The 12,688-nt window shown below is 52.0% G+C and carries 11 protein-coding genes and 2 tRNA genes; 6 read left to right on the top strand and 7 right to left on the bottom strand.

Annotation, left to right across the window (positions count from 1 at the left end; all coding sequences use genetic code 11):
- Window positions 1-38: 38 nt before the first annotated feature.
- From EI42_RS03770 to EI42_RS31845, 6 genes are all read left to right on the top strand, one after another.
- Complete coding sequence (locus EI42_RS03770; RefSeq protein ID WP_170142329.1) at window positions 39-1,298, top strand: MFS transporter; 1,260 nt, start codon at window positions 39-41, stop codon at window positions 1,296-1,298.
- 127 nt (window positions 1,299-1,425) lie between these two features.
- Window positions 1,426-1,566: a hypothetical protein gene (locus tag EI42_RS32280; protein WP_170142328.1), complete on the top strand. Its 141-nt coding sequence runs from the start codon at window positions 1,426-1,428 to the stop codon at window positions 1,564-1,566.
- 81 nt (window positions 1,567-1,647) lie between these two features.
- Window positions 1,648-2,130, top strand: coding sequence for an MFS transporter (locus EI42_RS34615; RefSeq protein WP_111318946.1), 483 nt, complete (start codon window positions 1,648-1,650; stop codon window positions 2,128-2,130).
- Window positions 2,131-2,136: 6 nt separating this feature from the next.
- Complete coding sequence (locus tag EI42_RS34610) at window positions 2,137-2,442, top strand: MFS transporter (RefSeq protein WP_111318944.1); 306 nt, start codon at window positions 2,137-2,139, stop codon at window positions 2,440-2,442.
- A 251-nt stretch (window positions 2,443-2,693) separates the two neighbouring features.
- Window positions 2,694-2,873, top strand: coding sequence for a sigma factor (locus EI42_RS03755; RefSeq protein ID WP_111318942.1), 180 nt, complete (start codon window positions 2,694-2,696; stop codon window positions 2,871-2,873).
- A 54-nt stretch (window positions 2,874-2,927) separates the two neighbouring features.
- Window positions 2,928-3,152 (top strand): hypothetical protein, encoded by a 225-nt coding sequence (locus tag EI42_RS31845; protein WP_137686110.1) that lies wholly within the window; start codon window positions 2,928-2,930, stop codon window positions 3,150-3,152.
- Between the two features lie 41 nt (window positions 3,153-3,193).
- Here the strand turns inward: EI42_RS31845 and EI42_RS03745 are convergent, their stop codons facing one another.
- The 7 genes from EI42_RS03745 to lpdA all read right to left on the bottom strand — a co-directional run bounded on the left by EI42_RS03745 (window position 3,194) and on the right by lpdA (window position 12,374).
- Window positions 3,194-4,381: an ArsA family ATPase gene (locus EI42_RS03745; protein WP_111318938.1), complete on the bottom strand. Its 1,188-nt coding sequence runs from the start codon at window positions 4,379-4,381 to the stop codon at window positions 3,194-3,196.
- A gap of 217 nt (window positions 4,382-4,598) precedes the next feature.
- The gene (locus EI42_RS03740; RefSeq protein WP_111318936.1) at window positions 4,599-4,817 is read right to left on the bottom strand and encodes a hypothetical protein; all 219 of its coding nucleotides are present in this window, start codon (window positions 4,815-4,817) and stop codon (window positions 4,599-4,601) included.
- Window positions 4,818-5,625: 808 nt separating this feature from the next.
- On the bottom strand, window positions 5,626-8,097 hold the full coding sequence (gene leuS / locus EI42_RS03735; RefSeq protein ID WP_111318934.1) for a leucine--tRNA ligase: 2,472 nt from the start codon (window positions 8,095-8,097) through the stop codon (window positions 5,626-5,628).
- 427 nt (window positions 8,098-8,524) lie between these two features.
- Window positions 8,525-8,600, bottom strand: a tRNA-Ala gene (locus EI42_RS03730).
- 270 nt (window positions 8,601-8,870) lie between these two features.
- A tRNA-Ala gene (locus EI42_RS03725) sits at window positions 8,871-8,946 on the bottom strand.
- Between the two features lie 136 nt (window positions 8,947-9,082).
- The gene (locus EI42_RS03720) at window positions 9,083-10,630 is read right to left on the bottom strand and encodes a polysaccharide deacetylase family protein (protein ID WP_111318932.1); all 1,548 of its coding nucleotides are present in this window, start codon (window positions 10,628-10,630) and stop codon (window positions 9,083-9,085) included.
- Between the two features lie 319 nt (window positions 10,631-10,949).
- Window positions 10,950-12,374, bottom strand: a complete 1,425-nt coding sequence (gene lpdA / locus EI42_RS03715; RefSeq protein WP_111318930.1) for a dihydrolipoyl dehydrogenase — start codon at window positions 12,372-12,374, stop codon at window positions 10,950-10,952.
- Between the last annotated feature and the right edge of the window lie 314 nt (window positions 12,375-12,688).

Here is a 12,688-nt window from a genome sequence, read left to right as displayed (position 1 = left end):
ACCGAGAAAAGTTACTTTTTAATGGAGGAAGAGAACGTATGTTTGCCGCCTTAGCGAAAAAGAATTATACACTCTTGTGGTTAGGTCAGGTTGTCTCGATGATAGGAGACTGGTTTCTTGTCGTTGCCCTGCCATTCTACATTTATCAGTTGACTGGTTCGGTGCTTCAGACTGGCATTATGTATATTGTTGAATTGTTACCGCGGGTGCTACTCGGGCCAGTTGTCGGCGTATTTCTCGACCGCTGGGATAAGCGCAAAATAATGATGATCACCGATCTGCTGCGAGCGGTTATTCTGCTGTTGATGTTACTGGTGCGCTCGGCTGATTTCGTCTGGATCATTTATGTTGTGACTATCTTGCAGGCGGTGATGGCGCAACTGTTTGTTCCAGCTTCAATGGCGCTTATCCCTATGCTGGTCGAAAAAGAGCAACTGATTGGAGCAAATGCCCTTTCATCCTTTAGTGAGTCGGTGACGCGGCTCATCGGTCCTCCGCTGGGTGGGGCGATGCTGGCCTTACTTGGCCTGAGTGGCGTCGTGATTGCTGATAGCGTGACCTACCTGTTTTCCGCATGCTGTATTATGCTGATGGCAGTGCAGAGCACCTCGAAAGGACAGGAGGCGGTTGTTGCTTCTGGCAATGCGCTAAAGCGGCTCTGGAGCGAGTTGCTTGAGGGGCTGGTTGCGATTAAACAAAGTAAGGTTGTGGTGGGTATCTTTGTGATTATGGGCATTATGATGGTTGGTCAGGGGTTGATGAATGTGATGTTGGTTCCCTTTATTGAACAGATGCTCCATGCTGATGCGATGGCGTTTAGCTGGCTTCTCACTGCTCAGGGAGCTGGAACGCTGCTCGGGGCCCTCCTGGTGAGTACGCTTACGAAGAAGGTGAAGCCGGTTATCCTCGTCTCTCTAGGGCTGATCTCAACTGGTTGTACGATGCTGCTGTTAGCATTCTTTCCGAATCTATGGCTTGCGCTTGGGGCCATCGCGATTATAGGGGTTTTGCTGGCTGGTTGTATGGTTTCGATTCAGACCTTGCTTCAGATATCCGTGGATGAGCGATATCGGGGAAGAGTGTTTAGCTCTTTTGAAACGATCATTTCTCTAACGATGCTGGTTGGTCTGCTGGCTTCGAGTGGCATTGGTGATCGGGTCGGGCCAGCACCGCTTATTGCGGCAAACGGAGCACTGGCGGTTATTGCCGCGCTTGTGTCGCTGTGGTTGCTGCGCTCTGCGCGTTTCTCAGAGGAGGCAACTCTATCCGGAGCCGAGAGGGTCCCTGTCGTTGAATAACTTCCCCGTTTGTCTTCTACTCTGAATGAGGTGTGGCTGCCAGTCGCTGATGGTAGCCACATTTTTTTATGTAACCTGAAGCGAATAAGAGTCACTAGAGAGTGAGAAAACGAGCGAAGGAGATAGTATGTTCTCACTCTTATTTCGACGTGATGTCTTGCTGTTTCGTCTGGGGCGCTTTGTTGCCAATCTGGCAGGTTCAACCTCAGGCATTGTTTTGCCCCTTCTGGTCTTGCAGCTTACTGGTTCGGTGCTGTCGATGGGATAGATGATGCTGATCAGCTTCTTACCTGAAATACTTGTCGGCACTGTGGCAGGCCTACTGGTTGATCGGCTGGACAGATGAAAAGTGCTGATCGGCTGTGAGCTCTGTAGTGCTGCTGCGGTGCTGTCGTTGTTGTTCCTGCAAGGTGGTGCAATGATCTGGCTGATCTGTGGCGTTTATCTGGTGCAGTCCTTCTCTGGCCTGTTTTTTAACCCCGCCTCACGTGCGTTTATCCCGCAACTGGTTGAGAATGAACAGCTTGTGGCAATGAACTCGCTGGTATCGACCAGTGAGGCACTGATCCGTATTATTGATCCAGTGGTAGGAGGAGCACTATTTGTCCTGCTTGGCTTGCAACCTGTGTTGCTGCTTGAGTCAGGTGGGTATCTCTTTTCGGCCTTGATGCTGTTACTGTTCCGAGTGCCCGTGAGCGAGCGTGTCCCTGTTGAGCGAGGCCAGAAGCTAGCCGGAGAGTTGCTGCAAGGTGTACGCCTGATTCGGGAGGATCGAGTGCTTATAGGCTTGATCATTGTATTGATGCTGGTGCGGCTTGGGAGCGGAGCATAGAATGTCTTGCTGTTGCCTTTTGTGCTGCAAGTGTTGCATGGTGATACGCTGGTGGTTGGCTGGATCATGAACGCGCTTGGCATTGGCGCACTCATCGGTTCGCTATTTATGCCGAAGGTCAGTGGCTGGCTTAAGCCGGGAAGCTGGATGGCCGCTGCAACGCTCTGTCTGGCGTTCTGCACTGTGCTGATATGCTGTTTTCCGTTTCTGCCTCTTGTTGTCGGTTTGATGACGATTCAAGGGCTATTTAACCCTGTTCACGGTATTATCTCTTCTACTTTGATCCAGCAACGGGTACGTGGTGAGCAGTAAGGGAGAGTCTTTGCTGCAGGGAACGTTGCATCAATCGCTGTCTATGTACTCAGCCTGGTTAACGGAAGCTGGTGCGGTGAGAGGTTCGGAATCGTGCCTGCGCTGCTGCTATCTGTATTGGTGCTTATCTCTGCCACCTTGCTTGCTCCATACTTCCTGTGTGATGTTTCACTGCATACTGCCGAAGAGGTACGACATGTTACAGAAGAGAAAGCCTGTGGTGTAGAGTAAGAAAAGAGGAGACAAATCATATGGTAAGAAAGAATATATTATGCGTTCCTGAAGCTGAACTGGATACGGCGTTACAGAGAAGTAGACCCTGGTTGCTGCGTCAGACGCGTGCCTTCGGGATAATTGATGAACAGGCAGAGGATGTGGTACAGGAAACACTGATTGCGGCCTGGAAGGCTGCATCAGCTTCGAGATCCTGAGCGTTTTGAGGCGTGGTTAAGCGGCATCTGTCGGAATCTCTGTTTGCAGTATGTGTGTCGACGGAAGGCAAATTCTTCTACGATATATCTGGGCTCCTTGTTCAGGAGATTATCGCGTTTTGGTTGAATCATCCCTTTTCGTGTTTCGAGCCGCGTCTGGTTGTGTATAACGGGCTGCCAGCGCTGCGTTTCTGCCTGACCGATCAGAAGAGTGCAAGCAAGTTGCTCTTTTTCTTTGAGCCGAAAACGTTGCGTTGTCTGGCAAGCATCCAGGAGTAGCATGAGAGCAGAAAGAGCTACTTCTGCTCTCAGAAAACTCCTTACGCTGATTTGTCGCTTGCTTCTGCCGGGGCAGTGAAGTGAATCTCAAGAGCATTGTTTGCCAGCCGGGCGCGAGTCGCTTCCTGATGAGCAAGGACGGACGGGAGCGTGATTTCGCGTTTGAAGTTGCCAATCTCAATAATGATCTCGTCGCCCTTCTTTGTCATGACCACCTTGTTCATTTCAATATGAGGGAGGGGCAATCGCAGCACATAGCTTTCACCCTGACGGACGATCTCCTGAACTGGTCCTCGATGAAAGACTCGGGTGGGATCCTCTTCGCCAAAGATCTCCTGTGCCAGTTGGGTCAGTGCGTCAACACCCAGAATCTCGCGTGGGTAGTAGGGGGCCTCCCAGACGGGCAGCGGCGAGAAGGTATCGTGGATAAACGTGCGAAGCTTCTCCTGACTCTGGAACATCTCCTGCATGAAGGCGTCCTGGTACGTGCCAGGCTGAAGTACACGGTTGCACATCACGCTATCAATCGGATAGCCAAAGAGCGCAAGATAGGTCTCGGCACGTAACGCTTCTTTGATGACCATTCTTTCCGGGTTGACGACGGGTCGATACGAGCTTATGTCCGGGTTGCTCAGTACCTCGCGTAGGATCTGAACGCGCTCACTGAGGCGCTGTACCTCGGTCATAATTTCGGTGGAGGGGAGCACTTTCTTGATAAAGGGACGCGCAAAGCTCAATGCATTCTGCACACTTTGTAGGCCGGAGATACGGTTCACGTACCACTGGAATGTATCGGGCATACTGAGCAGGCGAACCGTCTCACCAGTAGGGGCGGCATCGATGACCACAACCTCGAAGTTGCCCTGTTGGGCATTGCGATAGATGTTCACCAGGCTGACAATCTCGTCCATGCCGGGAACCAGTGCCAGTTCTTCAGCGATCACGTCATCCATGCCCTGTTTGCGAAGGGCATTTGCCATCTTCTCCTGAAGCTTGCCCCAACCGCGCCGCATCTCATCGAGCACGTTTACTTCCTGGGCGTAGAGATTGGGCGCTAGCTGCTGGGGTTCATTGGTCAGTGTGGTTTGAAAACAGTCTGCCAGGCTATGGGCGAGATCTGTACTGACTACCAGGGTGCGTTTTCCCAGAGCGGCAGAGCGTGCGGCTGTTGCGGCTGAGATGGTGGTTTTGCCGACGCCGCCTTTGCCAAGATAAAGAATAATGCGCATAGAAGTCCTTTATTTTGCAGTCTCTAGCTCTTAAGAGTCGAGTTCTTGATCTGATTTACTTACATGTACGTAGGAAAAGCCGCCCTGGTTTGAAAAAGGTTGGAGCATAGAAAAACGAAGGAGCCCACCAGAGAGTGGGCTCCTCGCAAAAGATATATCTACATTGCACACAGGTATGAATCGTCATACCTTCTTGCACTACGAGTTCTCAAAATACCTACGAATTCAACTTCCCATTCATATAGAGGAGTTTAAGAAACTCCAGGTGACGAATTACCTCAACCCTATCACTTCCACCATTCTGATACCACTGGCGCAACCAGTGCAGGGAAATAATCTCATCAGTTGAGAAGCCGCATCTGGTTAATTCGTCTGTTTCAGAGGTTGCATGATCGACGCCGCTATACGCTTCCAAAGGTCGTGTATTCGTATTCATGTGTATATCCTTCCACCTACGCCGATTTATGGCGAGCCGCCACTGCACTCATCCTCAATCTCATGTGCTGCTCTGGACAAACCAATGAAGAAGAATCGACCCAATCAGTCTTCTATTGATTTAGACGTCCGCCACAACACTTTTTCAAATACAAATTTTTCTGGAAAACGCACCTCCTTTAACACCTCCCCTGCTACATATTTCCTGATAGTTTAAGGATAAGCGGAAATCGGCGTAGTTACTATAGTCAGTCTGACACTTTTCTTGTGAAGTAGTTCACACTTTTCCAGAAAGAGACTACGCGAAATCCGCTCAAAAGGCCCTTCTCCATACGGGAGAGCAAGCGACCTGTATGAGCTCTCTAAGATTATATACGGTTGAGAATGCGAAAACGTTCCGTTCCCAGGACCATTAGTCCAGTGTGATGGGGCTTTTCCGGCGGCTTCGAGCCCCCATCGTCCTACGGGGTTATGACTCGTCGCGAACATAATTCCGCTCTTTCCCACACACAACCGAACCCTTTCTTCTCCACAACGCCACATCGCATCATACTGTTGCGCGAGCTTGCGGGATTCCTCAATTACAACAAGGAGATTGCCCTTTTTCTTCCATCCCAGACTATCAAAAAAAGCTTATGGCAGGTGGTTTAACGCTTTGGTTGGTAACACACAGTATGACAGGCTTCCCTGTCTTTTTTTACACTGAACGCAACTACGAGAAAACATACAAAACAGCATCCCGATGTTTATTGTACACCAGGATGCCGTTTTTGTGAACTCTTTTTTCACGTAGTTTCAAGCGCGTTTTGTTATCCCTTGCGAACAACAACGTTTGCAAGGCGACCGGGAACATAGATGAACTTCTGAATGGTGGCATCGCCGATGAATGATTGTACCTTTGGCGTTGCCAGCACCAGTTGGCGAACCTCGCCTTCATTGATGTTAGCGGGAACCTCAAGGCGCTCACGGACTTTGCCGTTGACCTGAATGACCAACGTAAAGGTTTCATCCTGGGTCTTGGCCTCATCATAGTGTGGCCACTCGCTCAGGTGGATGCTTCCTTGATGGCCGGTCAGGTGCCAGAGCTCCTCAGTGATATGAGGGGCCATCGGGGCCAGTAGCTGCATCATCGTCTCTAACGCCTTGCGATACTCGGCGCTATTGGCAACCGGGCTCTTCTGCTGCTTGATCAGCGCATTGTTACACTCCATCAGCGCGGCCAGGGCCGTATTGAAGTGGAAATTCTCCAGATCTTCTGTGACGCGCTTGATTGTCTTATGGCGCAGACGCTCGATCGCGCGGGTTTCCGCGTTCTGTTCATTGGTTGGATTATCGTTCCAGCTCTCTGTGACCAGTGTCCAGAAGCGATTCAGGAAGCGCCAGACGCCTTCCAGATTCTCCGCTTTAAAGGAGCCGCCAGCATCGAACGGTCCGAGGAACATCAGGTAGCTACGGACCGTATCGGCACCGTACTTTTCAACATAACGGTCTGGCGCCTCGACGTTGCCACGTGATTTTGACATCTTCTGGCCGTCGGGACCGAGGACCATGCCCTGATGGAACAGGCGCTTGAACGGCTCACCGAAGGGCAGATGACCCATATCGCGCAGCGCTTTCGTAAAGAAGCGCGAGTAGAGCAGATGCAGGATCGCATGCTCGATACCGCCTACATATTGATCGACCGGCATCCATTCTTTGATGCGTTTCTGGCTCCATGCTTCCTCGTTGTTGTGCGGATCGGTATAGCGCATGTAGTACCAGGATGAGCAGATAAAGGTGTCCATTGTATCTGCTTCGCGGGTTGCCGGGCCGCCACAGCTCGGGCAGGTGGTGTTCAGGAAATCCTTCTCGTAGCGCAACGGAGACTCACCGGTTGCCTTGAACTGGACATATTCGGGCAGGCGCACAGGCAGTTGATCTTCAGGAACCGGCACCATGCCACAGGAGTCACAGTACACAATCGGGATCGGACAACCCCAGTAACGCTGACGACTGATGAGCCAATCGCGCAGGCGGTAGCTCACGGTTGCCTTCCCGATTCCCTTTTCCTCCAGGTAGCGGATGACACGCGCTTTAGACTCGCTGGCGGGGGTTCCGTTGAACGGTCCGGAATTGATCATTGTGCCCAGGGCTGCCTTTGCTGAATCCCAGGTCGCGGGATCGGAGGGCTCTTCGTCTTCGGCACAAATGACCTGACGAATAGGCAGACCGAATTTCCGTGCGAACTCGAAGTCGCGTTGATCGTGAGCGGGCACGCCCATAACCGCGCCAGTACCATAGCCCATCAACACATAATCGGCAATCCAGACGGGAACCGGTTCGCCACTGACGGGGTTGGTGACATAGCCGCCGGTGAAGACACCGGTTTTCTCTTTCTCGGTGTTCATGCGCTCGATCTCGCTTTCGCGGCGAGCCTGTTCAATGTAGGCCTCGACGTCGGCGCGCCGGTCGGGAGTAGTGAGCTTCTCAACCCAGGGGTGTTCTGGTGCCAGAACGAAGAAGGTCACGCCATAGATCGTGTCCGGGCGTGTTGTAAAGACGGAGATTGCTTCGGTTTTGCCCTCGATCTCAGCGGTGAAACGGACCTCTGCGCCCTCACTGCGACCGATCCAGTTAGTCTGCATGGTGACCGTTTTTTCAGGCCAGTCAATATCCTCGAACTTTAGCAGCTCCTCGGCGTAGGCAGAGATCTTCAGCAGCCATTGGTCGATCTCGCGGCGTTCGACGATGCTGCCACAGCGCTCACAGGTGCCATCAGCCAGCACCTGCTCATTTGCCAGCGTGGTGTTACAGCTCGGACACCAGTTCGCGGGCGCTTTCGTGCGATAAGCCAGATTATGCTTGTAGAATTGCAGGAAGAGCCACTGTGTCCATTTATAGTATTCTGGCAGACAGGTGACTACTTCGCGTTGCCAGTCCCAGCCTGCGCCCATTGCTTTGAGCTGATCACGCATGCGTTCAATGTTGGCGAGTGTCCAGTCCCGGGCCTGGATGCCGCGCTTGATCGCGGCATTTTCGGCGGGCAGGCCAAAGGCATCGAAGCCAATGGGCTGCATCACATTATAGCCCTGCATGCGTTTGAGTCGACCAAAGGCGTCATGTGCAGAGTAGTTGTACCAGTGCCCCATATGCAGATCACCGGAAGGATATGGGAACATGACCAGATGATAGAAGTTCTCTTTTGGCGACTCATCCGGCGCATGATAGATTTGATCTGCTTCCCATTTGGCCTGCCAGCGCTGTTCTATTTCTTTGGGGTCGTATTTTGTGCGCGTAATCATGTACGGTCCTCCCCGAAATTCTTTCTTTCCGCAGCAGTTCAAAGGACTGCTGTAAGGCTCACCAGCGTAGGTGAGCAGTGGCTGTAGCTTTCATTGTTCTTATCATGGATAATCGTCAGTGCCCCGGGCTGAGTAATCCATGAAAGCATGTGAAGACTTTTATGAAACCAACCTCAAACATATCTGGGATACAGCGATAAGGTCCAGAATTACAAGAACTTCAAGCAATCAGGAAAAGCTCTGAGCATCGCCACACTGCTGAAAAGGGCCGTTTCTGGCGGAAACGGCCTGAGCTTCCTGGCTCAAACGTGAACCGAGGAATGACGAAGAGCAGGGAAGGGAACAACAAAAAAACCTTCCATCCGCGAGGGACGAAAGGCTTTCCGTGGTACCACCCTGATTTTTCAGTTCAGGTAAGCAAATTTGTTGGTGGACCTGAGGGGACTCGAACCCCTGACCTTCTCCATGCCATGGAGACGCTCTCCCAACTGCGCTACAGGCCCATGTTCTGTAAATCGTGTTGGTACACTTACCTTGAACTTACTCTCATTTTACGCTATAACGGGCGTCCCGACAAGCGCTACCAGGATATCCTGTTGACACTTGTAGCTCCCAGGCGAGTTCGGTTTACTGATGTAGCCTCGCACCACCCGGCTACTCTCTGGACGAGAAACCTACTACTCCTGCTCATCGCTTCCTCTTTGGCGGTATTTACTATACCACATCCGTCAGCGATTTGCAAGCCTTTTTCTCATCAATTCAACCAATCTTCCTGGTGGAGATGAGGGGATTCGAACCCCTGGCCTCGACAGTGCGATTGTCGCGCTCTCCCAACTGAGCTACACCCCCTTGCGGATTAGATAATACCATACTCTGTGGAAGTTGTAAAGACCTTTTGCCAGGATTTTTGAAAATTCGCCATTTTCCGGGGAAAAGTGGGGCAGAGTGAGGTGACGGGACGCGCTCTCGTCACCTCTGCCTTTGCTCAGGGAATGCTGGCAGTAAAGACATCAAGCCCGTACCGGCCATCTACCCGAATACGGAAGAGCTTTTGCGGTTGCTGGCTGTCCTGAATGATGCCGGTTTCACCCGGGGCAATCGTCGAGCCGACATAGCCAGCCTTGTTCAGTTGTGCGACGACGGCCTGCTGTGTACTCAGCGCTCCGCTTCGGAACGGCTCGCCGGCAGGATAACAGAACTGCTGAATTGGTACCTTGAGATTCTTTTCTAGTGTCGCACGGGATTCCTGAAGCTCCCTGAATGCCTGATCGGGCGAGGAGAGATAGGTGACTCCCATATCGACATGGTGGACGCTGTGAGAGCCTATCTGCATGCCATTGGCGAGCATCTCACGGAGCTGATTCCAGGTTGCCTGACCCTCCCAGCCAATCTTTTCTGTAATAATATAGAACATTCCTGTGTAGCCATATTTTTTGAGCAGTGTATAGGCGTTTGTGTATGCATCTGTGTAGCCATCGTCAAACGTCAGAATCACCGGGTGCTCTGGCAGTGAAGCGCCGAAATAGAGCGCGTTAAATAGCTGATTGAAGGTGATTGCATGGTAGCCTCGCTGCTTGAGATATTTCAATTGCTCTTCAAACTGCTGTGGCGAGACGGCCAGACTGAGATCAAGAGCGCTTGCGCTTGCGGGAAGCTCAAGAATGTGATGATACATCAGAATTGGCACTGCGAGTTGTTGTGCTGGTGGCTGTAACGGGGGCAGTACAGGTGCCTCTGGATCCGCGGGGCCTCCTGCCAGCACGCGCCACTGCTTTTCTTTCCCTTTGAGCGTCATTTCCTGGATGATCAAAGGCAGATTCTGGAAGATCCGGGAAGGATGCAGAACGTCATCGGCAAGCAGCGTTGTATCGGCTGGTGGCTCGGTCAGATCGAGCTTGAGCGAGACGGGTATGTGCAACACGTTCGAGTAGCTCTGCATGGTTTCGGGATTGATCCAGGTTTTTCGTTGCTCCTCCTTGCCGAACGTATAGCTATGAAAGGTATAGGCATTGTAGCGAGCTTGCTGGAAGGCAACATAGGCCGCCTGATTCTTCCATTGTTTTTGAATCTCGGGATGAAGCAGAGACCAGAGCTTTTGATAGTCCTTTGCCTTGAAGGCCGTCATAAATTGTTCTGCAACCTTATGCGCCTGTTGTTGTGCGGTGAGTTGTGGTGTGTTCGGGGAGGCTGACCCTCCTTTATTAGAGAGAGTCGCAGTATAACCCAGGACGCCGCCGAAGACGACAACAAGCGCGATCAATGAGATCACCAGGGGAAGCCAGAGCGGACGTCTGCGTGAGTGCATGACGGGAGGTATTGTCGGCCGAGTGAATGGAGGCGGATCAGGTTGCCTGGAAGCAACTTCAGGTGCTCTTTCTACCTGGAATGGTTGCTGACGCGAATAGGCAACAAAGTCCTGTATTAGCTCTTCGTTCTGTCCTGGTAGTTCCGGGAAGGCCGTCGGGAACGGAGTATTCTCTATACCGGTTTGCCTGCCCGCGCTTTCAAAACTGGTCTTGTGGTCATACATCATGGAAGTGCTCTTTCTGGTTTGCTGACTTGCACGTGATTGAAAAGCACGTCGATATTTGGAAAAAAAGCAGGTGCATTGATAGCCTGAATGCAAAAGAGAATGGGTATACTTTTAGCATACTGCTACGGTATACTGATAAGTGGCTTACCTCTCTAGTGTTTACAGCTTCTGGATATAGAGACGTAGTGGGTGGGCTTCTGTAGCGGGAAGAAGCTCTGCTAGGAAAAAAGGGGGGACCAGGCGTTTCAAAAGAAGAAGGGCCGTCCCATACTGACGGAACGACCCAGGGGATTGATATTCAGATATGCTCGATGCGTTTTTAAGCGCGAACGGGCTGGCGTTTGGGCCCAATATGAAGGGGGCGACCTTCGACCGCAAGAGCGGCTTCGTGAATGCCCTCGCTCAGGGTTGGGTGCGGGTGAATCGTGTCGATGATCTCATCAACTGTCAGTTCGCCGCGCATAGCAATCGAGAACTCGCTGATCAGGTTTGTGGCATCGGGGCCGATAATATGGGCACCCAGAATCTCACCATACTTGCCTGTGATAATCTTGGTGAAGCCATCCATCTCGCCGATAGCGACTGCTTTCCCAATTGCTGCCCAGGGGAAGCGCTCCACATGAACCTCGTCGTATTTCTCTTTGGCCTGTGCCTCGGTCAGGCCGACGAAGGCAATTTCCGGGAATGTGAAGATAGGATTGGGGACAACATCGTATTCCATTGTTGTCTGATGGCCCATCGCGTTCTCAGCGGCAACCTCACCCTCGGTTGAGGCTACGTGAGCGAGACCGGCACCTTTCGTCAGGTCACCAATCGCATAAATGCCGGGGAGGTTGGTTTCCATCTTCTCGTTGACACGAACGCGGCCACGATCCATATCAAGGCCCTGTTCAATCAGTTGCTCAAGGCCGGTGGTATTGGCACGGCGACTGACAGCCATCAGTACGTACTCGCTATTGAAGGACTGTTCACCCTTGTCGGTGGTGGTAATAACCTTCTTCTGGTCGCCATCATCCTCGATTGCCTCAACCTTTGCGCCGGTCACAATCTCGATTCCACGCTTGTTCAGGATACGGACCAGCAGCTTGCGTACCTCGTCATCGACGGGAGCCAGGATATTCGGTAGCATTTCCAGAATGGTCACTTTTGTGCCGATCGCGTTAAACATGCAGGCCAGCTCGACGCCGATTACGCCACCGCCGACACAGATCAGGCTCTTTGGAACAGCGGGCAGATTCCAGCAGGTATCGCTGTTGATCACATTGCGCCCGTCGATACCCGGCATAGGCGGCATCAAGGGGACGGAGCCATTTGCCAGAATGATCTTGTCCGCGCTGATGGTTTCCTGAGAGCCATCATTCTTTTCGATGCTGATAGAGCGGGAGGCGTCAACGCTTGCCTTGCCTTCAAAGACATCGATTTTATTTGCTTTCATCAGTTGGCCGACGCCGCTGGTCATGCGCTTTACCACTTTATCTTTATAGGCAACCGCCTTGCGCATATCGAGGGTAGGTTGCTCGGGAAGGCTAATACCCAGATCATCCAGTGACTCCATGTTGTGCAGTACTTCTGCGATGTGGAGCATGGCTTTTGAAGGGATACAACCGACATTGAGGCAGGTTCCGCCCAGATATTGTTTTTCCACGATCGCGACACTGGCACCAAGTTGTGCGGCACGGATAGCGGCGACGTAGCCGCCTGGTCCTGCACCAATCACTGCTACATCATAGTTTTTGCTTGCCATAAAGAAAACTCCTGCAAGTGAATAATCTATTTGCATGTGTGCTGACAGCTTCGATTGCTTTCCTCGTGTCAGCCAGTCGTAAACGGGAGCGTGTTTGACCTGCTTGTACACTTGTCTGCCGGGTACTCCTCAAGCGTAAGAGAGAGCAGCTTGAACGCTCCGCCTCGCTGGAAGCCTTTTTTGTCCATGTCAGTATATCACGTTTGAGCAGGCAAGGGCTATGCGGTCGAGTTTTCGGTTGAAGGGGTTGCAGCGCTACCTGTTATCATCATAGACTCATCCACAAGGACTGGCCTTTTTGGCCTATTGAAAGC

It is taken from the genome of Thermosporothrix hazakensis (assembly GCF_003253565.1).
GTDB lineage: Bacteria > Chloroflexota > Ktedonobacteria > Ktedonobacterales > Ktedonobacteraceae > Thermosporothrix > Thermosporothrix hazakensis.
The sequence above is the reverse complement of the archived record's forward strand: the minus strand, read 5'-3'. Positions and strand labels throughout refer to the sequence as shown.